Source organism: Agrobacterium tumefaciens, from assembly GCF_017726655.1.
Classification (GTDB): Bacteria; Pseudomonadota; Alphaproteobacteria; order Rhizobiales; family Rhizobiaceae; genus Agrobacterium; species Agrobacterium tumefaciens_B.
Genome location: NZ_CP072309.1, coordinates 728,520 through 753,957 on the forward strand (window position 1 = coordinate 728,520; position 25,438 = coordinate 753,957).

Sequence of the window (25,438 nt, forward strand, 5' to 3'; positions counted from 1 at the left end):
GTGTTCTCCAATTACAATAGGATGCCATCACGCCCTTCAGGGGCGATTGAAAAGGTTCAATGTTTCCATCCGGGTTCGGTTGATACCGGGATGGAACGGTGGAATCAGGCCTTGAAAAAGGTTTCCGGGTTGGCTGGCCCGGGTGTGGGATATCCCCACGAATTCGGCATGGATTTTGGAACGTTCTGCATGTTGTTCTTCACCACGCCGTAACTGTCGCTGGGCAGGCAAACGCCGAAGACGTAAAACTGTTCGGCCGCGATCTCCAGTATTTCGGACATCAGCTTGCGCTGCACGTCCGGGTCCGGCGAGCCCAGCACGCGGTCATACCGCGCCAACGCGTCCTTGACCGGCTGAGGCGGCTCGACCGCACCCTTGGAAGCAGGATCGCGGTACCACAATTGCCACCCCTTGGCGTAGAGCGCCTCGGTCGTGTTGGGAATGAAATAGCGCGGATCGAGAATGGCCGCGATGCCGCCATTGCCGCCGAAGCGGTGTGCAGTGGCGTCATAGTCGATGCCCTGACGCACGCGCACCTCCCAAAGCGAACGGTCCATGCTTCGCATCTGCACGTCCACACCCACCGCGTGAAACATCGGTAGCGCCAGCTGGAAAATGTCAAGGAATGTGGTTCGAGCCTGGTCGATCTCGAATGTGACCGTCACACGCTTGCCGTTTTCATCCTGCCGGAAACCCTCACCATCCTTGGTGGGAAGTATCTTGTCGAGCAGGGCGTTGGCCGCGTCGGGGTCGTATTGGGTGAATTGCGTGGCCAGACGTTCGTTATAGAGAGGATCCTCCGCCCGCACGGCCGGTTGGGAGATCGTTCCCTGTCCGATGAAAACAGTGTCGATAATCGCCTGCCTGTCCAGCGCCATCGACAGCGCAGCCCTGAAATCTCTGTTGCCGTAAAGCTTGCGTTTGGCTTCGTCAGGATGATTGAGATTAAGCTGGAAAACCATCTCATTGGTTTCGGTCGAGGTCAGCGTATATAAGCCAAACTGGCCCTGGTCCTGGGAGTCGTAAAGCACTGCCCGGTTTGCCGGCGTGGCGATATACTGATCCATCAGATCGATTTCGCCCTGCATCGCCTTCAACAACAATACCTGTGCATCGGCGACCATCTGGTAGACGATGCGATCAATGTAGGGCAGTTGATTTCCCTCGGTGTCGACCTTCCAGTAGAACGGGTTGCGCTCGGCGATCGCACGGTCGGTGCTCTGTCCTGGCGCAACCGCCATCTTCCAGGCGTGGATTACGGGACGTTGGGAGTTCTGGAAGAATTCGTTGTCCACGACGAGGCCCGCTTCGCGCTGAAACAATTGAATCCAGCCAGACGCGCCCTTGGCCTTGGCTTCCTGTTCAGCATCTGGGTTGTACTTGATGTGGAACTGCTTGAGGTAGTGTTTCGGTGCACGGGTGGTCTGATCGTCGTTCGCCCATGCCAGCCGCAAAGGGAAGAGACCGTTGGGCGCGGCGAAAATCACCTTGAACGTCACATCGTCCAACGCCTCGAAGCGGGCCTTTTTTCCGCCCGCACGCAGATGGTTCTGGCCGATGTCGTTAAGGCCCTCGTAATTGAATATGTCCTCGTACCAGAACATGATGTCCTCGGTAGTGAACGGCTGACCGTCAGACCACTTCATGCCCTTGCGCAATCTGAAGGTGAACTCCGTGGCGTCGGCATTGCTTTCGTAGTGCTCTGCGACATTCGGTACCACACCCGACCAGTCGGGCTTATATCGCAACAGCGGCTCGTAAGCCTGATATCGAAACAACATCGACAGGGACCCACCACCGACGATCGCGCTGTTCCAGTCACCACCATGTGTTCCGACGCGGTCAAGCGGCGTGATGACAAGCGGATTGAGCGGCAGGCGGTCCACAACGGCGGGCAGCTTACCCTCCCCGACCAAGGCATCCAGCATGGCGGGGTCTTTGACGGCCGTGGTCTGCGCGAACGCTGGCAAAGCGGGTAGTATGACGGCAGCGGTGCTCGCAGCGAGAAACGCGCGGCGATTTAATCCTTGCATTTGTTTTCCTCCTCCAGTCACGCATCGCGGAATTATCTCTCCTCCTCAGGATCGATCCCGCGATTTTTCGGACGGATGCCACGTCAGAAAAAGATAGCTTGCATGCTCGTATTTGTTTAGCTTGTATTATGTAATTTGTTAGGTAAAGCGTTATGTTGAGTTTATTTCGGTACGTAGCTCCACGGCGGGAGGATGCGTTATGCGCAAAGTAACATTGCAGGACATCGCCAATCACACCGGCCTGTCAAAATTTGCCGTCTCATGTTCACTTTCAGGAAAAGCAGGGGTCAGTGATGCGACGCGCAAACGCGTCGAGGACGCTGCCATGATGCTAGGCTACCAGCGCCCGAAGCCCGCCGACGAGCAACGCGAAATCACTCTGATCTTTCACGATCAGGTCGATAGCGTGAGCTATGAGTTGCGGACGATGCTGCAGGACGGCATGCAGAAGGAGGCGCATCGACTGGGTCAAGCCGTACGGTTGCAGTGGACGCATGACGCCGACAGGGTCGAGGCGATGGTGAAAGATAGTGCTGGCGTCATTCTTGTTGGACCGCACGAACAAAAGACGCTGGACATTGTAAAAGCGTCGGGTTTGCCTTCTGTTCGACTGGGGTGGGTGTTTCCACTTGAACAGGCCGATCATGTCGGCGGCACGGACCACGAGGCAGGGATAGCGGTCGGCGATTATTTGTTTGGACTCGGGCATCGCGACATCGCTTTCGTGCAGGGGCAGGAAGGCTATCGCGGTCGTATGGAGCGATATCACGGTCTGCGCGAAAGTTTAGAGCAACATGCCGATGCAAGACTGCATGTCCTGCGCTTTGACGAAGATGGTGGCTTTATCCCAGCGCTGCAAACTCTTCACACTGCCGGAATCGCACCCACAGCCCTGTTCTGCGCTCACGATGGGCTGGCGCTGACCGCTGTTTCCGAGCTACTAGCACGTGGCTACCGTATACCAGACGACATGTCCGTTGTCGGATTCGGTGATTTTTCCGCCGCGACCCAAATATCTCCTCCCCTGACGACCATCAGAGTGCAAGGGGTGGAGATGGGTGCTACAGCGATGCGGCTATTGTTGGAACGCATTGAAACAAGAGGGCAGCCGGTCGTCGCAAAACGCATCCTTATCGCCTCGACCTTTATCGAGCGACGCTCATCGGGGCCTGCCCCTAGACATTCGAAATGGTTGACTCCCTTCGAGCGATGAAAACAACCCACCCTTGAAGGGTCACGCACCGAAGACCCAGTTATTCTGACCAAATAAGATCGTCAATTACCCCACGACCGTTCCTTGGGCGGCTTGCAGACACCTCAGCATCTGGCTATATTACTGGAAATATCCGGAGGGTACCATGGCTAGCTCGCAGACACGCGCAATTCAGAATTATCGAAGCCGCCTAGGCGACCGCGGTCTCGCTCGTTTTGAGGTTCTCGGGCGTGAGAGTGATCGCAGCTTAATTAGATCGCTTGCCCGCCGACTGGCCGAAGATGGCCCAGAGGCGGCCAATCTGCGCGCCTTCGTTAGTGAAACTCTCGCCGGAGAGCCGCCGAAAAAGGGGGGGATTCTCGCGGCACTCCGCCGATCGCCACTGGTTGGTGCAGAGCTAGATACAGCCCGATCACGCGAAGAAGGTCGCGAGATAGATTTTTAATGCGCTATTTGCTCGACACCAACATTCTAAGCAATATTACGAAACCAGAGCCTTCAGCGTCTTTGTTGACGTGGATGGCTGAACAAGTGGACGATGATTTGTTCATCGCATCACTCACTATCGCCGAGATACACCGTGGAATACTCGAGAAGCCGGCGGGGAAGAAGCGAGCTGCGCTCGAAACCTGGTTTCGAGGCAAAGAGGGCCCCCAGTCACTCTTCGCTGGTCGCATTCTTCCATTCGACGAGAAGGCAGCTCTCGTGTGGGGAGAGATGATGGCGCAAGGAAGGGCAACGGGCCGCCCGCGTAGTGCGTTGGACACGATCGTGGCTGCAATCGCTCAATCGAATAACTGTGTTGTTGTCACCGACAATTTGCGAGATTTCCAGGGGATTGAGATCATCAACCCCCTTCGTACAAGCGCTATCTGAAACGTTTGCTAGAGTTAAGCTCTTGATCGGAATCGAACCAGCGTTCCGAAGAACCGCCCCATCACCGCCATCGCAACCCATCCACACTTTCAGTTATTGCAGATAGAGGTCTCTCTCGCTATATTGGCTGCTAAGGAGATATCGCATGGCCAGCCAGATTGTTCATTTCGCCAGACTGTCAGATCGCGATCGAAAAACAGCAATGCCGTTGCCAAAGCTGGTTGCCGGTGACAGGCTGGAACTCCACGTTCGTGATGCAGGTGGCAAGGCGCGCACGCTCCCGATCCCACCCTCGGCCGCCGCAGCTGTCGAAGCCCTTCTGGCGCATATGCTGCGCGGGGAGCGCGTTGCAGTGCTGGCCGAGGACCAGGAAGTGAGCCCAAGTGACGCTTCAGCCATTCTCGGCATCTCTCGTCCGCTCGTCGTCTTGCGCATGGACCGTGGCGATCTGCCATTCCGCTACGTCGGCAAACACCGCCGCGCCCTCCTGAAGGATGTGCTCGCGTTGAAGTCGAAGCTCGACAAACGACAGATGGCAATGGAAGCACTTGCCGAGGACACAGAGGACCTGATCGAGACCTATGGCCTCTAATCCGCCCGTCGCGGTCTACGATGCCTGCGTCCTCTACCCCTTCCACCTCCGCAACATTCTGATCCAGTGCGCCTTCGACGGTCTTGTCGAGGCGTGCTGGACCGACGATATACATGATGAGTGGATGCGCAATCTCGCCGCCAACACACCAGGTTTGTCCATCGACCGTTTGAGAGCCACGCGCGACCGGATGAACGCGGTCCTCCCAGAAGCCGTCGTGGCTGACTATCGCCCGTTGATTCACGAACTCACGCTACCGGATCCCGATGATCGACACGTCCTCGCGGCAGCCATCGCAGGCAAAGCCTCCGTCATCGTCACCTGGAACCTGAAGGACTTCCCCGCAAGCAACCTTCTCGCCCATGGTGTGACGAGCAAGTCACCAGATGATTTCCTCACCGATCTCCATGCGGCGTTTCCGGAAGCGCTAATCTCCAGTGTCAAAAGTGCGAGGCATAATCTGCGAAAGTCGATCCCATCGGTTGAGGCGTTCGTCGACGCGCTTCATCAAGGCGGGTTGAAGAAGTTTTCAGGGATGCTTCGCTGCAACATAACCGGATTGAAGTGAGCCCGCGCAATCCTTGAAAAATTGACGAGACCGCCCGACGACTTCTTTGGGTTGTCGGGTGGTCCTTATAGACTTTACGGATTCTTAACCGTCTACCACTAATTCCGCACGCCCTCGGCCTGAGGCCCCGAGAGAATACGGGATGACACATGCCAAACGAAGACCTTTCCAAACGCCATTTCCAGAAAAAGATCTCGACCTACTGCGATGTCCGCATTGTTCCTGTCGCGCCGGATCGGGTAGTTGACAACGTCCGCGCCTACCTTCTGGCGTTAATCACATTTCGAAAGACACCCGCTCTAGCGAACAACCGCTATGATTGGCGGCAGATAGCGCACGATTGTGGGATCGATGAAGCGCTGACGATAACGTTGAAGAAACAGCTGCGACCAGCGCTGGATGCGATCATGCGCTGGCTGAAGGAGCCGCTTGTAGAAGACGATGCTCCGAAAGGCAGAAGACTGCAAGCTGCGCGGATATCCGGTGCCACGGGAAAGTTTACCCCCTCCCCGACAAGCCAGCATCACGAAATCGAAGAGATCGAGAGCTCGCCCTCACCTGGCCGCCCCGGCCCTAAGCCGAGATCAGTTTCTGACAAACCAGAACCCTTGTTCGAGGCCAACGAAGACCCGAGTTCATTCGCCGATGCACTCGCCTATCAAATGCACCGCTTTGGTGAGAGTTACTGGCAACTCCACCGGGCGGTCGTTTGCATAGACGAAACCTTTGATGCGAAGACCTTGCTGTCGTGGATTGAGGGCCAGCGTGTGCCGCGCTCGGTGGCAAGCTTTGATATCCTTTGCCGGATCGAGCGCAGATATGGCTTGGAGCGAGGCTATTTCAAAGCCAAACTGCCACATCAGTCCAGGTCCTTATATGGCCACGATCTGGAAGACATCAGCCCGGCGGAGCGGCGCCGGCTTGCCTGGCATCTTCCCGACGACTTCAGCAGCCTGCCTTTTTCAAAGCGCGCAGAGATCCTGGAATGGGTCCGGCGCGTTATCATCTCGGGGTCGACGGATTACAGGCGTTTCCAGGCGGCAGCAACGAAGCAGCGCTACGCAATCCGGTTCCCTGGGATCACATATGGCGGGAGTGCACTTACTCCTCGACTAGCGGTTTCTAGCTGGCTGCGAGATGAGGACGAAAAAGGGCGTTTGACCAAGGCTTTCGAGGATCCAGACCTGCTCTCCGGTGTCGTTGACGCACCCCCTCGGCTTGCGATGGAGATGGCAGATCTCATCCGCTTCAAAACGTCGACTCTCACCGAGATCGGCTTCCGCAGTGGAATGCAGACGTGCATGGCGGTTTTGATCTTACAGACCTGGCCGATGTCGATCGCGACGTCTGCGAAGACATGGTGACAGTTTTCACTTTTCTCGCCCGCGAAGAGGATCTCGTTTACCCCGAGGCTTACAAACCGGAGATCATTCAAATCATTCGCCGCTGGCGGCCGGACGTCGAGATCGATTAATGTCGAAGCCGCGCAGGCCAGCTTCCCTGTCTAACATCGAGCGGCGCGCTGTCGAGCTCGACACGATCGCATCGGTCCTGCCAATCGAGCGCAGGGACGAACTTGCCGAACTTCTCACTGACCAGGATGTCGAAACGCTAAAACATCTCGTCAACCAGGGCATGGGCGACAACACGCTGCGGGCGCTGACCTCCGATCTCGCCTATTTCGAAGCCTGGGGTCTTGCGTCCACCGGGCAGTCCCTGCCCTGGCCGGCGTCAGAGGCGCTACTGCTCAGATTCGTCGCTCACCACCTGTGGGATCCCGAAAGGCGCGCCAGCGACCCCCAACACGGCATGCCTGCTGACGTTGACGAGAACCTCAGAGGCCAAGGCTTCCTGAAATCCATCGGCCCGCACGCCCCCGATACGGTGCGGCGCCGGCTTGCGAGCTGGTCGACCATGACAAAATGGCGCGGCTTGTCCGGAGCCTTCTCCTCCCCTGCCCTCAAACAGTCGATCCGGCTCGCGGTCCGCGCCGTTCCACGAAAGCGTCGTCGAAAAAGCGCAAAAGCGGTCACGGGGAACATCCTGCAAATGCTGGTCGCCACGTGTGCAAGTGACAGCTTGCGTGACATCAGGGACCGGGCGATTTTGATGGTCGCCTTTGCGTCAGGTGGTCGCCGGCGCAGCGAGATCGCCGGCCTCCGCCTGGAGCAACTGACCGAGGAAACACCGATCGAGGTGCCAGACAGCCCTCCCCTTCCCTCTTTGGCAATTCATCTTGGGCGGACCAAAACGACGACCGGAGAGGACGACGACGTCGTCTATCTCACAGGCCGGCCTGTCGAGGCATTGAATGCCTGGCTGACCGCCGCCAGGATCGACAAGGGAAGCGTGTTTCGGGGAATCGGAAGGTGGGGAACGGTCTCGAGCCGGGCGCTCGATCCGCAGTCGATCAACGCGATCCTTAAACAGCGTGCGGAAATGGCGGGGTTGGACCCCGGGGAGTTTTCGGCGCATGGGCTGCGGTCAGGGTACCTGACCGAGGCCGCCAATCGTGGCATTCCGCTGCCTGAGGCGATGGAGCAATCGAGGCACCGATCCGTTCAACAAGCCTCCAGCTATTACAACAATGCTGCGAGGAGGACCGGCCGGGCAGCACGGCTCCTTTAGGGTGGCCATCCCCAAATAGGCGAAGGGCGGTACGCGCGCTGGATCGTAGCAATGAGCCCGAACGTGACAATGGCGACGGCACCAAGCATTGCCGCAGCTGTAAGGGATAGAGAAATCCCGATATGCGCCATCGCGAATGCCATGACAAAAGGCGCCAAGGCCGAGAGAACTAATTTGGAGGCCATCGTTTTTCCCTGCAGCTTACCATAGCCGTCACTGCCGAATAGGTAGAGTGGCAGCGTGCCGGCAACGATACTCAGCAGACCGTTGCCCATCCCAAAGACAACGGCGAAGACCATCGAGCCCAAGATGGAGGGCTCCGTAAATTGCAGGATCAGCACACCGCCGGGGATCAGGATGGCCGCAACGATCGCCAATAGCAGCGCCGGCAGGTTCTTCCCGAACACCATGTTGATCAGACGGCTCGCAACCTGCGACGGACCAAACAGGGTACCGATCAATGCCGCGGAGGTGCCGAGACCAAGACCAGACAGCAGCGGCACCATATGCACCAGCACGGCCGAACTGGAGAGCGACAGCAGCGAAAACGCCGTGACCATCAACGCGAAGCCGAGGCGGCGTTGCTCGGGCGGCAGTATCCCTTCGACCCGTTGCGGCGTCGATTTGGCCGCCGACCGACGCGCGGTAACGTCGTGCGAAAGCCAGGCGTGGATCGGCAGGCATATAAACAGGTTCAGGCCGGCATAGAGCAGATAAACATTCTGCCAGGAGGTCTGCGCATGCAGAGCCGTCGTGATCGGCCAGAACATCGTCGAAGCGAAGCCTGCGAGCAACGTCAGATAGGTAATGCTGCGCGACGCCACGTGCGGCCTGATCTGAACCAGGAGCGCGAATGCGGCGCCGTACTGAACCAGGTTGGCCGCCACCTGGATCGCAATCAGGGCGGCCGCATAGGAGGTCTTACTGGGTGCGTAGGCGCAGGCAACGAGAGCGGCGGCTGCCGCAGCCGAGCCGATCGTCATCACTCGCCCGGCCCCGATGCGGTCGAAAAGGCCGCCAAGCCAGGGCGCGGTCAGGCCGCCGATCAGCAGCGCGGCCGAAAGCGCGCCGAAGATCCATTCGGTCGACCAGGCAAAATGCGCGGCCATGTCGGGCGCCAGGATGCTGAAGCTGTAATAGAGAGTGCCGTAGCCGATGTTCTGGGTGACGCCCAACGCGACAATCGCGGCGACCGGGACGCGCTCGCTCATATGGATTTCAGGCTCACGCGCCGCTCCAGCTTTTCGGCGTCTTCCTTTCGCTCGCTGTAGCGATCGGTGAGGTAGGTAGAGGCGTCCCGGGTCAGGAACGTGAACTTGACCAACTCCTCACAGACATCGACGACGCGATCATAATAGGACGACGGCTTCATGCGGCCGTCAGTGTCGAATTCCTGGAAAGCCTTGGCGACCGACGACTGGTTCGGGATGGTAATCAGCCGCATCCAGCGGCCGAGCACACGAAGCTGGTTGACGGCATTGAACGACTGCGAGCCGCCGGAGACCTGCATAACGGCGAGTGTCTTGCCCTGCGTCGGCCGCACGGAACCGACCGAAAGCGGGATCCAGTCGATCTGTGCCTTCATGATGCCGGTCATGGAGCCGTGGCGTTCCGGACTGATCCAGACCTGGCCTTCCGACCAGGCCGACAGATCACGCAGCTCCTGCACCTTCGGATGACTGACCGGTTCCGCGTCGGGAAGCGGCAGGCCAGCCGGATGGAAGATCCGAACTTCGCAGCCAAAATGTTCGAGCAGGCGCGCGGATTCGTGCGCCAGCAGGCGGCTGTAGGATACCGGACGCAAAGAGCCGTACAGGATCAGGATCCTCGGCTTGTGAGCCGAGGACGGCGGACGCAGCGCGTCTAGGTCCGGCTGGCGCAGGTGCGCCAGGGATGCGGCAGGCAAATCAGCCAATGCGCTTGCCCTCCGCATTGAGGACCTGTTCGCCGTCCTCTTTTGTGAAGGCGCCCTTATGGGTGTCGGGCAGGATCTCGAGGACGACTTCGGACGGCCGCGACAGGCGCGTGCCCATTGGTGTCACGACGAACGGCCGGTTGATCAGGATCGGATCCTTGAGCATGGCGTCGAGGAGCTGGTCATCGGCCAGATCTGGATTGCCGAGGCCGAGTTCAGCATAGGGCGCGCCCTTCTCGCGGATGGCCTGGCGCACGGTGAGCCCCGCATCCGTAATCATCTGCACCAGCTGGTCGCGGCTGGGCGGATTTGTCAGGTATTCGATCACCGTGGGCTCAATGCCGGCATTGCGAATCATCTCCAGCGTGTTGCGCGAGGTGCCGCAAGCGGGGTTGTGATAAATTGTGACGTTCATGACTCAGATCCTTTTGGTGGAGAGATTGCGCACGGCGCCGCCGCGCTCGTACCAGCCCTTGCTGCGGTTGACGATCCAGACCACCGACAGCATCACCGGCACCTCGATCAGCACACCAACCACGGTGGCCAGCGCCGCGCCCGAGTTGAAGCCGAACAGGCTGATGGCGGCGGCTACCGCCAGTTCGAAGAAGTTGGAGGCGCCGATCAGGGCCGACGGGCCGGCGACACAGTGCTCCTCCCCGCTCACGCGGTTGAGCAGATAGGCCAGGCCGGAGTTGAAATAGACCTGGATCAGGATCGGCACGGCAAGCAGGGCGATGACGCCCGGCTGCGCCGGGATCTGTTCGCCCTGGAAGCCAAACAGCAGCACCAGGGTGGCGAGCAAAGAGAGCAACGAGAGCGGCTGTAGCCGAGCGCCGAGGCGGGTGACATCGGTTGCCCGGCGCAGCAACTGGGCCGCGATCACCGGCAAGACGATGTAGAGCACCACCGACAGGATCAGGGTGTCCCAAGGCACGGTGATGGCGGAAAGGCCGAGCAGCAGGCCGACGATTGGCGCAAAGGCCATAACCATGATGACGTCGTTCAGCGCGACTTGGCTCAGCGTGAAATGCGGCTCGCCTTTGGTGAGGTTCGACCACACGAACACCATGGCGGTGCAGGGTGCTGCCGCAAGTAGGATCAGGCCGGCGATGTAGCTGTCGATCTGGCCGGCCGGCAGGTACGGTCGGAACAGGTAGCCAACGAATAGCCACCCCAGCAGCGCCATGGAAAACGGCTTGATCGCCCAGTTGATGAACAGGGTGACGCCGATGCCCCGCCAGTGGCGGCTGACCTGGCCGAGGGCGGCAAAGTCGATCTTCAGCAGCATCGGGATGATCATCAGCCAGATCAGCACTGCCACCGGCAGGTTGACCCTGGCGACTTCGGCCGCACCGATGGCCTGGAAGACGCCGGGCATGAGGTGGCCAAGGGCAACCCCGGCGATGATGCAGGCGAACACCCACACAGTCAGACAGCGTTCAAATGTAGACATGGCTTATTCCGGAAGGTGCGCGACCATAAGAGCGGCCGAGGCGGGGCATAGGCTGGCGGCTTGGCGCGTGTGCAGAATGGTGGGCGGCGCAGCCGCACGATCGATCGGGGTAAATCCGAGGTTCTGAAAAAACGGAGCGGCCGTATCGGTCAGCAGATAGACCGCACTTGCGCCGTCGCGGTGCGCCTGGTCGAGGAGCTTTCTTGTGATCGTCTGACCGAACCCCCGGCCGCGCTGGTCAGCCACCACGACAAGGGATCTCAGCAGCGCGCAGTCACCATACAGCTCCAATCCTCCGAACCCTACCAGCTGGCCGTGATGCTCCGCCTGGTAAAACGCTCTTCTCGCTTCCGCGAGGTCATCCGTGGGGAGATGGGCGGCCTTGAGGGCCGACTGCAGGGCTGCGTCCACGCCAGGGACCGGCTTAAGGGAAACGTCGCTCATGCCCCGACTCCCGCTGGCGCACAGCACGCGGCGACCTCGGTCGCCGGCGCGCAGATCTCTGGATGACCCGCGCAGCAATCTTCCATGAGGAAACGGATCAGGGCGCCGAGACCGTCATAGTTGGCGGTGTAAATGATCGAGCGGGATTCGCGTTGCTGGTTGATGAGCCCGGCGCGCTCCAGCTCCTTGAGATGAAAGGAGACGTTCGACGGCGAGACTTCCGCCTTCTCGGCGATGGCGCCGGCAGCCATGCCGTTGGGCCCTGCGACCACCAGCATGCGCACAATGTGCAGGCGGGTTTCCTGCGACAGGGCCGCGAATGACATGAGGGCTTGACGTTCTTCCATATTTCTACAATCCTTGAAATATTGAAACAGGAGTAGCCGAAATGAACGCGCTCGACAAGCCCCTTCTTGAAACCGACATCAGCCTGGGCCGCCTGCTCGACACCATTGATGGCGTACGAAATCTCCCCCTGATCTTTTCCTATGACGGCCACCCGGTGAAACCGGGCTACCATGTAACCGAAGTCAAGGCCGGCCAGTTTGCTGCACTCGACTGCGGCGCCGAGCACGAAGAATGGTCCGAAATCTTCGTACAACTGTGGGACATCCACGAAGACGACCGCTCCCATATGCCAGCCGGAAAGTTCGCCGGAATCATCCGCAAGGTATCGAAGCATCTGCGGCTCGATGGATCGGCCAAGCTGACTTTCGAAGTCAGTGACGGCGTCAGGCCGATGCAGCTTTACTGTGCGGCGACCCCTGCCCTGCACAGCGGCGCGGTACATGTCGACCTGGTACCGCGGCCAGCGAGCTGTAAGCCGCGCGATCGGTGGCTCGCCGAAGAAAATCAGAAGGCCTCGGCGTGCTGTGGCCCAACACAACAGACCGGCTCGTGCTGCTCCTGAGTCCGCCCAATTTGGGTGAGTCCGGCGAATTGGGCGAATGTCTTGTTATTTAGAATCAGCGAGATAGAATCCGCTCGATTAGGACCACCGACAATCGAAAATCGTAGCAAATCCCGTTCCTGAAGATCGCCTTTTGGAGCGCCCGTGCCAAAAACATCGCTGACCGCCGTCGAGCGCCGCGCCGAGGAACTCGACACCATCGCATCGGTGTTGCCGCTGGAACGCCGCGACGAACTCGCCGAACTGTTGACCGATGAAGACGTCGAGACGCTGCGTCACCTCGTCAACCAGGGCATGGGCGACAATACGCTGCGCGCACTGACATCCGATCTCACTTATCTCGAGGCCTGGGGCCTGGCCGCCACCGGACAGTCCCTGCCATGGCCAGCACCTGGATCACTATTGCTCAAATTCGTCGCTCATCATCTGTGGGATCCGGAAAAGCGCGCAGGCGACCCCAACCACGGCATGCCCGCCGATGTTGACGAGAATCTCAGGCGCCAGGGTTTTCTGAAATCCATCGGTCCGCACGCGCCTGATACGGTGCGCCGCAGGCTGGCTAGTTGGTCGACACTCACCAAATGGCGCGGTCTTAATGGCGCTTTCGCCTCCCCTGCCCTCAAACAGGCGATCCGGTTGGCAGTTCGCGCTGTTCCCCGAAAGCGCCGTCGAAAAAGCGCAAAAGCGGCACAGGGGACATCCTGCAAATGCTGCTAGCCACGTGCGCAAGTGACAGCCTGCGCGACGTTCGCGATCGGGCGATACTGATGGTCGCCTTTGCCTCGGGTGGTCGCCGAAGCAACGAGATTGCCTCATTGCGCGTCGAGCAACTGACTGTCGAGGCTTCGATCGAATTGCCCGACAGCCCTCCCCTCCCCTCCCCTCTCTCGCCATCCATCTCGGCCGGACGAAAACAACCACCGGCGAACAAGATGAGATCGTCTACCTGACGGGCCAGCCGGTGGAGGCGCTCAATGCCTGGATGGCAGTCGCAAGCATTGAGAAAGGCAGCGTGTTTCGGGGGATTGGCAGGTGGAATACCGTTTCGAAGCGGGCGCTCGACCCGCAGTCGGTCAATGCCATTCTCAAGCAGCGAGCCAAAATGGCCGGGTTGGAGCCAAGGGAGTTTTCGGCGCACGGGTTGCGGTCAGGGTATCTGACCGAGGCGGCCAATCGCGGCATCCCTCTCCCCGAAGCGATGGAGCAATCCCGCCATCGATCAGTGCAACAGGCGTCCAGCTACTACAACAACGCGACACGGCGAAGCGGGCGTGCGGCACGACTATTTGTGTGAGGAGCTTATCTCGATAGTCATGCTGTCCGATGCGTTTTATCCTGAAATTAAAGCCAGATAAGAAAGCGGAACGAGGCTTAGCTCCGTTCCGCTCCTTTATCATGCTTTGGCGGGTATGGCGCCTGATCGTGCGCCGTCCGTCACCTTGCGATATACCAACAGCGTCGCTACGAGACCGCAACCGCCAGCAAGAGCAAGCCAATAGCCGGGTGCAGCCTTATCACCGGTCTCTTCGATGAGCCAAGTGGCGATCGCTGGCGTAAAGCCTCCGAATATCGCCGTCGCCAACGAATAGGCGAGCGAGAACCCTGCTGTCCGCACGATCGGCGGCACAATTTCCGTTAGGGCGACAACCATGGCTCCGTTATAGCTGGCATAAAGGAAACTCAGCCAGAGTTCAGCTATAAGCATGCGCTCGAAGCTCGGTGCGGAGACGAGCCACGCGATCACCGGGTAAGCTGTCACGAGAGCGAGCGCCGAGAAAACAACGAGGACAGGCTTGCGGCCAATACGGTCGGAAACAGTGCCCATGACCGGTAGCCAGAAGAAATTCGACAAGGCAACGCAGAATGTCACGAGAAGGCTGTCGGTTTCCGAAAGCTTCAGAACGCTCTTGCCGAAGGTGGGCGTATAGACGGTGATAGCGTAAAACGAGACTGTCGTCATGACGACCATCAACATGCCGAGCAGGACGATGCCCCAGTTGCTGGCGAGCGTCTGATAGATCTGCGTCATTGTTGGGCGATGTTGACGGGCGGCGAACTCCTGGGTTTCCTCCAACGAACGCCGGACATAAAAGAGGAAGGGCACGATGCCGCAGCCAATGAAGAAGGGTATACGCCAGCCCCATTCGGTCATCATGCTCGGTGGCATCAGCGAATTCAACGCATAGCCCAGGACAGCGGCAACCATGATCGCGACCTGCTGGCTTGCCGACTGCCACGATACATAAAAGCCTTTTTTTCCTGGCGTCGACATCTCGGCCAGATAGACCGAGACACCGCCGAGTTCGACACCTGCCGAAAAGCCCTGCAGCAGACGACCGATCAGGACAAGTAGCGGCGCAAAGATGCCAATCGTCTGGACGCCGGGCACAAATGCAATGAGAACTGTACCGAGCGCCATGATGCTGAGGGTGACGATCAGGCCCTGCCGGCGGCCGATCTTATCGACGTAGGCGCCAAGGAAGATTGCTCCGAGCGGTCGCATCAGAAACCCTGCCCCAAAGGTCATGAAGGTCAGCATCAGCGATGCGGCTTCATTGTTTGACGGGAAGAAGGTTTTCGAAATATTGCTGGCGTAGATCCCGACGAGAAAAAAGTCGAACATCTCAAGGAAATTGCCGCTTGTTACGCGCAGTACGGTGCCAACGCGGGATGAGCGTCTAGCTGCTATCATTGTTTTTCCTCCAAAGGCACGAGACGTACCCAGCTTCGGGTCCTCCAGTCTCAATGCAAACGGTCGTGCGGCAGTCGAGTGTGCCGCCGCGTGTCGACGGCAGGCCCCGACAGGCGCCTTTGCCAAACTCATTTCCAATCGCTTACATCGAATATCCTGTCACCATCCTGTCACGCCCTTAAGCAGCTCGAAATTGCTTGTCACAAACTCATCCACCGTGCTTGAACTAGCAGATGAAACATAAGACCAGGGAGGAAGGCATGCGGGTCCTCATTGTGGAGGATGACCCGTCGTTGGCTCGCGGGATAGTGACGGCGCTCGTGAGCGGCGGGTACGCGGTTGATCATATCGACAATGGGCGCGACGGACTCTCTGCAGCTCTCGAGGAAGACTACGCGCTTATCGTGCTCGACCTCGGTTTGCCAGAAATGAATGGGCTCGCGGTCCTCAGAGCGCTGCGTCAGGCAGGTTCGACAACTCCCGTAATGATCCTGACTGCGCGTGATGCTATTCCCGACCGGGTAGCCGGGCTCGATGTGGGGGCCGACGATTATCTGACCAAACCTTTCGCGCTGGAAGAATTTGAGGCCCGTGTGCGCTCTCTCGTTCGGCGCGGGCAGAAACAGGCGAGCCCGATACTGACCAGCGGCGCGCTTTCTATCGATCTCAACGCTGGTATAGCCACACTTTCCGGGCGCACCCTCTTTTTGCGGCCAAGGGAGTATTCTGTCCTCGTTCTTCTTCTGGCTCGAGCAGGCCAGGTTGTTCAAAAAGAGCGACTCGCCTCGGCGATTTCGAATTTCGATGACGCGCTTACGCCCAACGCCGTGGAACTGCATCTTGGGCGTCTGCGTAAGAAACTCCAGCCAGACGGCCCCAATATTCGCACCATTCGTGGTGTTGGCTATATCCTTGAGGTCGGGTGAATGAGCGGCAGCGGCACGCCGTCCATCCGCCGGCGCCTTCTCCGAAATATGGTCTTGCCCGTCGCTGTGCTGGCAGTCGTCTTCGGCGTTGGCGGCGCATTCCTCATTCATAGCGTCGTGAGCCTCACGCAGGACAGACTGCTTGATGCGGCGCTGATCTCAATCATCGATCGCGCGTCGGCGCATGGTCCGGCGCACCTCGGCGACACGGTGGCACAAGGCGCCATCGAGATTCTACGTGACGACGCAAACGATACCTTCACCTTTTGTATATCTGATGGCGTTGGCTTCCAGCGAGGCGATCCAAAACTCTGTGCGCTGAGTACGCCCGCAGCGCCATCAGACAGCACCACGCATGTAGCGGCTGAACTGAATGACAACCAGGTGCGGATCGCCATGACCAGTCGCGCCATAGAAGGCTTCGCTGAGCCGCTCACTTTCAGGATAGCAGAAACGCTCAACAGCCGGCTTAATATGGAAGCGCGGATGCTCGTCGTACTCGTGCTGTTCGAAGCCGTCCTCCTGACCGCTGCCGCCATTCTTTCCTATTTGGCCATTTTGCGAGGGCTTCTCCCTCTTACCGAGATCAGTCAGGAGCTTTTGGGACGAGCGCCGCCCGGCGCAATCCCCTTTGCGCGGATCGATACCGCAAGGGTGCCGGAAGAGGCTGTCGACCTTGTCTCGGCGATCAATACATTGATGGAGCGGCTGGATGAAACTATCGCTGGCGTACGCGATTTCACCGCGGATGCTTCACATCAATTGCGGTCGCCGCTAGGTGGTATCAAGCTGCATCTTGAGCTTTTGGAGCGGCAGGCGGCAGGGCAGGCTCCTCTTCTGGCAACACTTCGCGAAGCGCAAGACGGCGTGACGCGCTTGCAACGCGTGCTCGAGCAACTGATCGTGCTGGCACGCGTAGACACAAGGAGCGGAGGGGTCGACCTCAATCAGCGCATTGATCTTGGCCACCTCGCGGCCGATGTCTTGGCCGGATACGTGCCGAAGGCTTTGCACCGCAAGATAGATATCGTGCTCGATGCGCCGGACAGCCCCATCTATGTTGCCGGCAATCGGCTTCTTCTGCAGGAAATCGTTTCCAATCTTGTCGATAACGCGCTTGCACACAGTGCAGAAGGGAGCGCCGTGACGGTGCGCGTGATGCAGGACGCAACAGCAGGAACAATCGCGGTAGAGGATGAAGGGCCAGGCATTCCAGAGCAAGAACGCGGTCGCGTCTTTCAGCGCTTCTATCAGATACCGCGCAGTGGCGCGAAGCCGGGCTCTGGGCTTGGTCTTGCGATCGCCCGACGTATCGCCGATCTTCATGGCGGCTCGATCAGTCTGAGCGACACCTTGTCGGGAAGCGGTCTCAGCGCGCGGCTCGGTCTGCGGCTCTTCCAGTTGCCAGCGGCGGGAAGCGCTGAGAGAACAACCTAGAATCTCAGGATGGTCGAGTTCTTCTTTGAAATGGCCGCGATCCGGAACCTTGTCAGCTGACAAGGTTTTTGCAGGCGCCCTTTAGCCTGAGTTGCCGCGGCTTCATGCCAATGCAAATGCGAGTTCCGTGCGCAGGCTTGAGATCAAGTTCCAGGGGCGGGGAGGGGATAAGAACAAAACCTTGTCAGCTGACAAGGTTTCTTGGGCGCACAGACATATCGCGCGGCTCTTTTCGTCATGGACAGGCGCTCGAACCATTGACCAACAGCTTTCGACGCCTGTGTTGTGGCGACGGTAGACAGAAAAAAGGGCGAGCTAGCAGACGACCCAGGGGAGGGGATGCGCGAGCTGGCAGCGGAGCCCCGGAACAGCGACGGGTTCTGATATCAATCAGTGCGATCAAGACAATGGACAAAAACTTGGCTGCCGCTCTTCACGGATTGGCGCCCGGCCCCGCTCCGCAATCGGGCTGCGAGGCGACGAGGCAATAAAAATTGCAGCACTATAAATGCGTCCTGAAGCACACCGGATCTTCTCGCGCTTCAAATAATGCTTCCGGGAAAGGGCTTATCGGTGTTGGTGCTGTGCCCCGTGGTGTTTGCACAAAGCGGGAAAAGGTGCAGCCGATCTCCGCGTGTTGTGGCTATCGGGCTGAGCTTGCGGAAGCTGCAATCTTGGCGGCGGCACTTCGCCCGAGCGAACTGTCGGCTTTGGCGGCCAGCGTTCTTCGGCCACTGGTGGTGCGCCGAGCCAGCGAATCCAAGCCTTGCCGGAACTGCTTTTTCAGTTCTGCCGCCAACTCCGTCTCGATCCCACAGGCCTGAGTGATCATCGTCCGGTCGATATGGCCATCCAGAAGCGGAGGAGATTCCCGGCAGATGATCGAACTGGCCAGAAAGCGGTATATTCTCCAGCACCCGTCTGGAGTCGATTGGAGCGATGCGATGGTCGAAGAATTCTGACATTTTTCGCTGAAATAACGTGATGAAAGGTGTCGTGTTTGATAATGCTCATTCCGTTTCTCTCGACACCAATGCCGAGGGCGAGCGGGAATAGTGGGCGAGCTTTAACATAGGATGTATCCGGCGTTTCACTTCTAATGTCTAACGGCGCATAATATCGTACCCGCCACCTACACCGCCTAGACCAAAGCTCAGGAGTCCAATGTCGGCGTGTTAACTGAGCGGGCTTAGCTACACCTGTCGCTCAACTAACCGAAATGCGCCTTGCTTGATTAACGGGTGAGGCTGATATTGAGTGTCGTCTGATTCCCAATCCAGAAACCACCCGGGTCGTTTCGTCGAAACGGTTGCTGCCAGTGAAACAGTGCGTTCGTCCGCCACCATTGCCGCCGAGCCGGCGATTGATGTGCTTTCATTGCTAGAGCGGCTCAGCTTGACGCCATGATGAATGGTTTAGAGCGGCTAGAAATGTTGCCCATGTCGTTGCGTCCGATCCGTGAGATGCACGCCAGGCTCCTGCACAGTGGGCAGGGAGGCACCAAGGATCCAGGTAAGTTCCGCCGCTCGGGTGCTGTGGTTCTGCAGCATCTGGCATCGGTAGAAAGCACGCCGAGCATTATCACGGAACATCAACGTCGGGAACTTGATTTCACAACCTGGAAAACGACTTCGCTGCTGCCACATCCCCAATTTTCTATTTCACGTTGATTAATATTCGTTAAACAAAATTAATCCATCGTTAACTATGTTGGTCTAGTTCTGCCTTTTAAGCCGACTTCGTATCGGCGCAATATAGGCCAACTTTTTGTTCCGCGTATTGGCAACTTGCTCATTCTTCTCGTTTGAAGGTGGAACGTTGAATGCGGTCTCGTTGGCTTCCAGCTCTCCTTTGCACTATTGCCGCCAGCGCCCTGGCGACAGGCTGTGCGAACGGCTCAAACGCTCGAAAACAGGCAGGTGCCGTAAGCACGGCGGCGTCCAGCGGCACTCCTAGTGGGATGCATAGCGGAGATTTGCCAGGTGTGACCGGCTCCACAGCAGGCCCGGCCACATCCCAGACGCCCGAAAGCGCCGAGCACAAGAGACCTCTTTCCCTTGAGACCGCGGTCAGAAAGGCAGTTGACTGGCACCCTGCCGTGACGGAAACGATTGGCCGGTTGCGCCAGCAGACTGAATCCGTCAATGAAGCCCGCGCAGGTTATCTTCCAAATCTCAGCTGGGGGCTGGATTCCTCCTATAGTACCGATCGATCGGATCGCTACAGTCCGGATCTGAACTTCAATGTCTCCCAGATGCTCTATGATTTCGGCAAGGTCGACAACCGGGTCAAGATTGCCACGGCCGGGATTGCGGGGCGGAAATCGCAAGTTCTGATGGCTGTGGATGACCTTGCCCGTGAGGCGGCTTATTCGGTCATTGAAATTCAGCGCAACCGTTCCCTGAGGGGTGTCGCGCGAGACCAGATTAAGGATACAAAGGCCATTCTCGAACTGGTGAAATCACGGACGGACAAGGGCGCAAGCACGCGTTCCGACCTGCTGCAAGCTGAGGCGCGTGTTCAGGCGGCAGAGGCCACATTGCTGGAAATCGAAGGGCAATTGTCCCGATGGGAATCGGTGCTTGCGAATTTGAGCGGCATTGCGGGTCGGATCGAGGTATCGGATACGATACCGGCCTGGCTGTCAAAAGCCTGCGGCGCCAGGGAAATGGACTGGTCGCGTGTGCCTGTGGTCATGCAGGCAGCGGCGGATCGCGAAGCCGCGGCCGCGCAGATCGATCTCGCCAAGGCCGAGGGTCTGCCGACTCTTTCTCTCGATGCGGGAATTGGCGTCGATGTTACTGAGATGAGTTCTTTCGACCCCGACTATAGCGTCGGATTGCGGGTTACGGGCAGCCTTTACAATGGTGGCGCCACAAGCGCGCGGCGGAACATGGCCGTGCAGGCGCTCGGCGCATCACAGGCTGCGGAAGCGCGTGCGCGGGTAGATATCCTGCGAAACCTCACGGAAGCCAGCAGTCAGATTTCCAGCAAGGAAAGCCTGCGCCGCTCGCTTTCGATGCGTCAATCGACGATGAGACAAACCCGCGATCTCTACCGTACACAATATGTTGAACTGGGTACACGCAGCCTGCTCGATCTGCTCAACGCCGACCAGGAGCTTCACGCCGCGAGGTTCGATATCAGCAACATCCAATATGACCTGCACAGGTTGAGCATCGACTGCACGTTCAATGCCGGGCGGATGCGCGAAGCCTTCGCGCTCGAGGGCCAGACTGTTCAAGGCATATCGCTCTAGGCGCAACTTATTGCGACTCTCGCCGGCAGTGACCCATCTATTTGATCTTTGTCATTTTTTACGGATGAGGAAGTTCCTTTTCCGATTGAAGAGGGCTCTGGATCGTCTTGCCTTCTTGCCACATATTCCCTCTTTTTCAGCCTTCCTCGGGCGGGACCAAACGGCACCGGTCGAAGCCGAAACGTCCTTGTGCAGCGCAAAAATACCGGCTTGTTTTCCGGGAGCAAACAGGGTCTGCAGCCTGGCATTTTGACGACGGCTAGCCACGGCTACGCCCTTCAGTTCCCCCGTGGATTTTGAGGGGATTTTAGCCCTGTCATTTGGGAGGGATCGATAAAACAGAATCTTCTAATGCTCTCCCCGGTTGTTTTTTCCTTGCGCTGTTTCGTTTTTATGCAATTATGAGGATGGGAGAGGGCCCTGAGAGGGAAGTTCCCCTGAGACAAGAGATGAGAGCCGTTTGATACAGGCTCTTTACGTCGCAGCGGTTAGCCGTTCGCAAAACTTCATTTTCTTGAATGTTGCTTGGTGTTCCAGGCGACAGTGGATTTCTGTCGCCGATGTTGCCGCGTTGCAGGAGGACAGTTTCATGGTCGCGATAATAACCGATAAGGCCGCCGGAAGTTCTCGGACCGTGCCGCTAGACAACTTGAACATAGACAAGCCCAGCATTGTGCAGATTCGCGCCAGCCGCAACGAGGTCTCCGACTTTGTACGCGATGGCGACGATCTCCTGCTTCGCATGCGATCCGGTGAGACAATCCGGATCGGAAATTTCTATCGCGAGGTCAATGGCGACCACAGCCAGCTGGTGCTGGAAGACGAGGACGGCAATCTCTGGCTCGGCGAACACAGTGACGGTTTGGCGGATTTCCGCTTTTCGCAGATTGAAGGCGTAGACCAAATTGTTGGAGCGTCAACGAATGACGGCTCCATTCTCGGCCTTGCTGCGCTGGGCCTGCTGGCTGCCGGCGGCGCTATCGCAGTCGGAGGTGGCGGGTCTTCTGATGATGATGGCGATGCAGACGCCGATGCAGACGCTGATGCGGATGCGGATGCCGACGCGGACGCAGATGCGGATGCTGATGCTGATGCTGATGCTGATGCTGATGCTGATGCGGACGCCGATGCCGACGCGGACGCAGATGCAGATGCCGATGCGGATGCAGATGCAGATGCGGATGCGGACGCGGACGCCGATGCTGATGCCGACGCAGATGCCGACGCGGACGCAGATGCAGATGCAGATGCAGATGCAGATGCGGATGCGGACGCAGACGCCGATGCCGACGCGGACGCAGATGCAGATGCCGACGCCGATGCAGATGCGGACGCGGATGCCGACGCAGATGCAGATGCCGACGCAGATGCAGATGCCGACGCAGACGCAGACGCAGACGCAGATGCGGACGCGGATGCGGATGCCGACGCAGATGCCGACGCCGATGCAGACGCAGATGCAGATGCCGACGCAGATGCGGATGCTGATGCTGATGCGGATGCGGATGCCGATGCGGATGCTGATGCCGACGCCGATGCGGATGCGGATGCTGATGCCGATGCGGATGCTGATGCGGACGCCGATGCTGATGCCGACGCAGACGCCGATGCGGACGCCGATGCCGACGCGGACGCAGATGCCGATGCAGATGCCGATTCAGATGCAGATGCGGATGCCGACGCAGATGCTGATGCTGATGCTGATGCTGATGCTGATGCGGACGCAGACGCCGATGCCGATGCCGACGCAGATGCGGACGCCGATGCAGATGCAGATGCGGATGCGGATGCGGACGCGGATGCCGACGCCGATGCCGATGCTGATGCGGACGCAGACGCCGATGCCGATGCCGATGCGGACGCAGACGCCGATGCCGATGCGGATGCCGACGCAGATGCCGATGCTGACGCAGACGCCGATGCTGATGCCGACGCAGATGCCGACGCAGATGCCGATGCGGACGCCGATGCTGATGCCGACGCGGATGCCGACGCGGATGCGGACGCGGATGCGGATGCCGACGCAGATGCCGATGCCGATGCGGACGCAGATGCCGATGCTGATGCCGACGCCGACGCAGACGCAGATGCCGATGCTGACGCAGACGCAGATGCGGACGCGGATGCCGACGCAGATGCTGATGCTGATGCTGATGCGGACGCAGACGCCGATGCCGATGCGGACGCCGATGCTGATGCCGACGCGGATGCCGACGCGGATGCGGACGCGGATGCGGATGCCGACGCAGACGCCGATGCGGACGCCGATGCCGATGCTGATGCCGACGCAGATGCCGATGCTGACGCAGACGCAGACGCCGATGCCGATGCCGATGCTGATGCCGACGCAGATGCCGATGCTGACGCAGACGCCGATGCGGACGCAGATGCAGACGCAGACGCAGACGCAGATGCGGACGCCGATGCAGATGCAGATGCCGATGCTGATGCAGATGCAGATGCAGATGCAGATGCAGATGCCGATGCAGATGCCGATGCCGATGCTGATGCAGATGCAGATGCAGATGCAGATGCCGATGCCGATGCGGACGCAGACGCCGATGCAGATGCGGATGCGGACGCAGATCTCGAGCCAACCGATGATGTCGTAACGGCTCAGGTGAACGTTTTGCCGACGGTGACGGAAGATGTGCCGCTCGGCAGTGATACCTATTTAGCCGTCGTTAGCCTCGCCGGTCTTGATCTGCAGCTATTTGCAGATGCGATCGAATTCGATGTCGAGACGGGTCACAAACAGGATCTGGGCTTCGATTTCAGCGGAATTCTTGGAGCCGGGGTTCTTGGTGACTACAGCCTGGTCGTGCAGAAATGGGATGCCTCCACCCAACAATGGACCGGTATCAATGGCACAGGCCCCGCCACGGTCCTCTCCCTGTCGCTGTTTGGCGGAACGAGCGGAACCGTTCAGGGGCTGGATTCAGGAGAATATAGAGCCTTCATGGGGTTCACCGGCCTCCTTGGCGTGGGTGTTGGCGGTACACTAACTCTGGAAGGTACGGATTACGACTTCACCGAAGTTGGAGGATATGAGGCCGTCGAGGTTAGCGGCAACGTCATCGACAATGACAATGTGCCAGCCGGGACAAGTGTCCAGAGCGTGGATGGCCAGACGATCGATCCGGGCGGAACCACTATTCAGGGCGACTTCGGTGAGCTCGTGATCCTGCAGGATGGCTCCTACACCTATACGCCCTTCGAGAACGGTACCGGGATCGGTCAGGTAGACCGGTTCGAATATACGGTGGTCGATGCCGCCGGCAATACCGGGACCGCTACGCTCTACGTCCAGATCGGCAGCGACAGTGTCACCATGACATGGAGCGACACCGATCCAAGCCTGCCCGCGACATTTGAATTCGCAGCCACCGGCGACGCCGCAAACGCGTCCGTAGTGTGGGACAATGTGACCAATGACGAATTCTTCAATGCCAGCGGCTCCAACCTGCTTTCGGGCGGCCTTGGGCAGACCAGCAACTATGTCAGCAATAGTTTCGTCATCACCGACAGCATGGAAGTTTCTGGCAGCGTCAGCGTGTCGGTGCTGCTTGCGGCGCTATCCAACGGCGTGCTTTACCTCGAACGGGAGACGACCCCCGGCACCTGGCAGACGGTGGCGAGCGATTCCTTTAGCATTGTCCTTGGCGGTCTCGGCGTCGTGGCGTCGTTGGACCTCGCCACAATCGACTTCACCGCGGGGACCTATCGCATTCGGTCGACATTGAGCGGAACGTTGGTCAACGTCTCAGCTACCGTCACCACCAATGTCGATGTCACATATACTGATCAGTATGAGGTTGGGAGTATAGCCGGGGACGACGGTAACCTGCTCACCAACGACGAACTGGGGTCTACCTTCACAGCGTTCCAGATCTTTGACGGCACGAGCTTCGTCAAGGTGACTGGCGCAATGAGCATACAGGGCACGTATGGGACACTCACCGTCGATGCCGACGGCAATTACAGCTATGCACCGGATACGACGCTTGCGCATTTCACCGAGACGCAGACGGACACCTTCACCTATCAACTGGTGCATCCCTCCGGCGCGGTGGAGCAATCCGAGCTGGTGGTTACCGTTGAGCCCTCAGGTGCAGGTGTGCCAGATCAGGCGATGATGTTCGTTGCGGATGACATCGCCGGGCTCGATAGCATCGATGTTGCGGCAGGGGATGATCCATCGGCTTCCGATCGGGTCAGCGATGATGATCTGTCGCAGCTTATCGAGGAAGATGGCGGCGAACTGACTGTCCCTCTTGATGGCCTCTCCTCCCTGTCCGAGCCGGACGATGCGGATGCAGACCTGACCGCCGTGGAAGAGCGTGCGGATATGACAGGCATGCCCGATCCGCTGGAGCTGCCCGTCGATCCGCTCGGGCATCTCGCAACTGAGGACGAGTGGAACTCCAGCACTTCGCATGTGGTCTGAATGAGTTGAGGGCGTCAGGTGGACATGATGGTCCGCCTGCCGTCG

At 58.9% G+C, this 25,438-nt stretch carries 21 protein-coding genes and 4 pseudogenes; 17 read left to right on the forward strand and 8 right to left on the reverse strand.

The genetic code is table 11. The features are described 5' to 3' along the window. Positions 1 to 104: 104 nt before the first annotated feature. Entirely contained in the window at positions 105 to 2,033 is a 1,929-nt protein-coding gene (locus tag AT6N2_RS17500; protein ID WP_209090432.1) for an ABC transporter substrate-binding protein, read from the reverse strand. 199 nt (positions 2,034 to 2,232) lie between these two features. Here AT6N2_RS17500 and AT6N2_RS17505 point away from each other — a divergent pair, with 199 nt between their 5' ends. The 8 genes and pseudogenes from AT6N2_RS17505 to AT6N2_RS17530 all read left to right on the forward strand — a co-directional run bounded on the left by AT6N2_RS17505 (position 2,233) and on the right by AT6N2_RS17530 (position 7,910). Beyond that, entirely contained in the window at positions 2,233 to 3,246 is a 1,014-nt protein-coding gene (locus tag AT6N2_RS17505) for a LacI family DNA-binding transcriptional regulator (RefSeq protein ID WP_209090434.1), read from the forward strand. Positions 3,247 to 3,391: 145 nt separating this feature from the next. Next, the gene (locus AT6N2_RS24195) at positions 3,392 to 3,691 is read left to right on the forward strand and encodes a hypothetical protein (RefSeq protein WP_082055481.1); all 300 of its coding nucleotides are present in this window, start codon (positions 3,392 to 3,394) and stop codon (positions 3,689 to 3,691) included. Beyond that, on the forward strand, positions 3,691 to 4,122 hold the full coding sequence (locus tag AT6N2_RS17510; RefSeq protein WP_209090436.1) for a type II toxin-antitoxin system VapC family toxin: 432 nt from the start codon (positions 3,691 to 3,693) through the stop codon (positions 4,120 to 4,122). Before AT6N2_RS24195 ends, AT6N2_RS17510 begins: the two co-directional genes overlap by 1 nt. Before the next feature lie 145 nt (positions 4,123 to 4,267). Beyond that, complete coding sequence (locus tag AT6N2_RS17515; RefSeq protein WP_080830429.1) at positions 4,268 to 4,714, forward strand: excisionase; 447 nt, start codon at positions 4,268 to 4,270, stop codon at positions 4,712 to 4,714. Beyond that, entirely contained in the window at positions 4,704 to 5,282 is a 579-nt protein-coding gene (locus AT6N2_RS17520; protein ID WP_209090438.1) for a PIN domain-containing protein, read from the forward strand. Before AT6N2_RS17515 ends, AT6N2_RS17520 begins: the two co-directional genes overlap by 11 nt. Positions 5,283 to 5,431: 149 nt before the next feature. Continuing rightward, a pseudogene (locus AT6N2_RS24200) lies at positions 5,432 to 6,565 on the forward strand (hypothetical protein); the annotation flags it as partial. 14 nt (positions 6,566 to 6,579) lie between these two features. Beyond that, positions 6,580 to 6,756 carry a DUF7673 family protein gene (locus AT6N2_RS24420; RefSeq protein ID WP_425292747.1) on the forward strand — a complete coding sequence of 59 codons (177 nt, stop codon included), beginning with the start codon at positions 6,580 to 6,582 and terminating at the stop codon, positions 6,754 to 6,756. Next, the gene (locus AT6N2_RS17530; protein ID WP_209090440.1) at positions 6,756 to 7,910 is read left to right on the forward strand and encodes a site-specific integrase; all 1,155 of its coding nucleotides are present in this window, start codon (positions 6,756 to 6,758) and stop codon (positions 7,908 to 7,910) included. The genes AT6N2_RS24420 and AT6N2_RS17530 overlap by 1 nt, the downstream gene beginning before the upstream one ends. Here AT6N2_RS17530 and arsK read toward each other — a convergent pair. Genes arsK through AT6N2_RS17560 form a run of 6 tightly spaced genes read right to left on the reverse strand, consistent with a single transcriptional unit; the run spans position 7,907 to position 12,069 of the window. Beyond that, positions 7,907 to 9,121 (reverse strand): arsenite efflux MFS transporter ArsK, encoded by a 1,215-nt coding sequence (gene arsK, locus AT6N2_RS17535; RefSeq protein WP_209090442.1) that lies wholly within the window; start codon positions 9,119 to 9,121, stop codon positions 7,907 to 7,909. The genes AT6N2_RS17530 and arsK overlap by 4 nt on opposite strands. Then, on the reverse strand, positions 9,118 to 9,843 hold the full coding sequence (arsH, locus tag AT6N2_RS17540) for an arsenical resistance protein ArsH (RefSeq protein ID WP_209090444.1): 726 nt from the start codon (positions 9,841 to 9,843) through the stop codon (positions 9,118 to 9,120). The genes arsK and arsH overlap by 4 nt, the downstream gene beginning before the upstream one ends. Then, the gene (arsC, locus tag AT6N2_RS17545) at positions 9,818 to 10,240 is read right to left on the reverse strand and encodes an arsenate reductase (glutaredoxin) (RefSeq protein WP_209090446.1); all 423 of its coding nucleotides are present in this window, start codon (positions 10,238 to 10,240) and stop codon (positions 9,818 to 9,820) included. Before arsC ends, arsH begins: the two co-directional genes overlap by 26 nt. 3 nt (positions 10,241 to 10,243) lie before the next feature. After that, complete coding sequence (gene arsB, locus AT6N2_RS17550; RefSeq protein WP_209090448.1) at positions 10,244 to 11,278, reverse strand: ACR3 family arsenite efflux transporter; 1,035 nt, start codon at positions 11,276 to 11,278, stop codon at positions 10,244 to 10,246. Positions 11,279 to 11,281: 3 nt separating this feature from the next. Beyond that, positions 11,282 to 11,722: an arsenic resistance N-acetyltransferase ArsN2 gene (gene arsN2, locus AT6N2_RS17555; RefSeq protein ID WP_209090450.1), complete on the reverse strand. Its 441-nt coding sequence runs from the start codon at positions 11,720 to 11,722 to the stop codon at positions 11,282 to 11,284. After that, complete coding sequence (locus AT6N2_RS17560) at positions 11,719 to 12,069, reverse strand: ArsR/SmtB family transcription factor (RefSeq protein WP_209090452.1); 351 nt, start codon at positions 12,067 to 12,069, stop codon at positions 11,719 to 11,721. The genes arsN2 and AT6N2_RS17560 overlap by 4 nt, the downstream gene beginning before the upstream one ends. A gap of 41 nt (positions 12,070 to 12,110) precedes the next feature. On the opposite strand from AT6N2_RS17560, the gene AT6N2_RS17565 reads away from it, so the two are divergent. Both AT6N2_RS17565 and AT6N2_RS17570 read left to right on the forward strand, forming a co-directional pair. Beyond that, positions 12,111 to 12,632, forward strand: a complete 522-nt coding sequence (locus AT6N2_RS17565) for a DUF6428 family protein (RefSeq protein ID WP_209090454.1) — start codon at positions 12,111 to 12,113, stop codon at positions 12,630 to 12,632. Positions 12,633 to 12,776: 144 nt separating this feature from the next. After that, positions 12,777 to 13,926, forward strand: a pseudogene (locus AT6N2_RS17570) (site-specific integrase). A 99-nt stretch (positions 13,927 to 14,025) separates the two neighbouring features. Here the strand turns inward: AT6N2_RS17570 and AT6N2_RS17575 are convergent. Continuing rightward, positions 14,026 to 15,324, reverse strand: a complete 1,299-nt coding sequence (locus AT6N2_RS17575; RefSeq protein WP_209090456.1) for an MFS transporter — start codon at positions 15,322 to 15,324, stop codon at positions 14,026 to 14,028. Positions 15,325 to 15,557: 233 nt separating this feature from the next. On the opposite strand from AT6N2_RS17575, the gene AT6N2_RS17580 reads away from it, so the two are divergent. The 7 genes and pseudogenes from AT6N2_RS17580 (at position 15,558) to AT6N2_RS17600 (ending at position 25,393) form a co-directional block, all read left to right on the forward strand. After that, entirely contained in the window at positions 15,558 to 16,250 is a 693-nt protein-coding gene (locus tag AT6N2_RS17580; RefSeq protein ID WP_337926171.1) for a response regulator, read from the forward strand. Continuing rightward, the gene (locus AT6N2_RS17585; protein WP_209090457.1) at positions 16,251 to 17,687 is read left to right on the forward strand and encodes a sensor histidine kinase; all 1,437 of its coding nucleotides are present in this window, start codon (positions 16,251 to 16,253) and stop codon (positions 17,685 to 17,687) included. It begins immediately after the preceding gene. 1,394 nt (positions 17,688 to 19,081) lie between these two features. After that, positions 19,082 to 19,216, forward strand: a pseudogene (locus AT6N2_RS24425) (Fic family protein); the annotation flags it as partial. A 293-nt stretch (positions 19,217 to 19,509) separates the two neighbouring features. Further along, on the forward strand, positions 19,510 to 20,946 hold the full coding sequence (locus AT6N2_RS17590; protein ID WP_233282524.1) for a TolC family outer membrane protein: 1,437 nt from the start codon (positions 19,510 to 19,512) through the stop codon (positions 20,944 to 20,946). Positions 20,947 to 21,535: 589 nt separating this feature from the next. Next, positions 21,536 to 21,823, forward strand: a pseudogene (locus AT6N2_RS24430) (BapA/Bap/LapF family prefix-like domain-containing protein); the annotation flags it as partial. A 46-nt stretch (positions 21,824 to 21,869) separates the two neighbouring features. Continuing rightward, entirely contained in the window at positions 21,870 to 23,558 is a 1,689-nt protein-coding gene (locus tag AT6N2_RS24210; protein WP_233282604.1) for a hypothetical protein, read from the forward strand. A gap of 26 nt (positions 23,559 to 23,584) precedes the next feature. Continuing rightward, entirely contained in the window at positions 23,585 to 25,393 is a 1,809-nt protein-coding gene (locus tag AT6N2_RS17600) for a BapA/Bap/LapF family large adhesin (protein WP_337926180.1), read from the forward strand. The last annotated feature ends 45 nt before the right edge of the window (positions 25,394 to 25,438 follow it).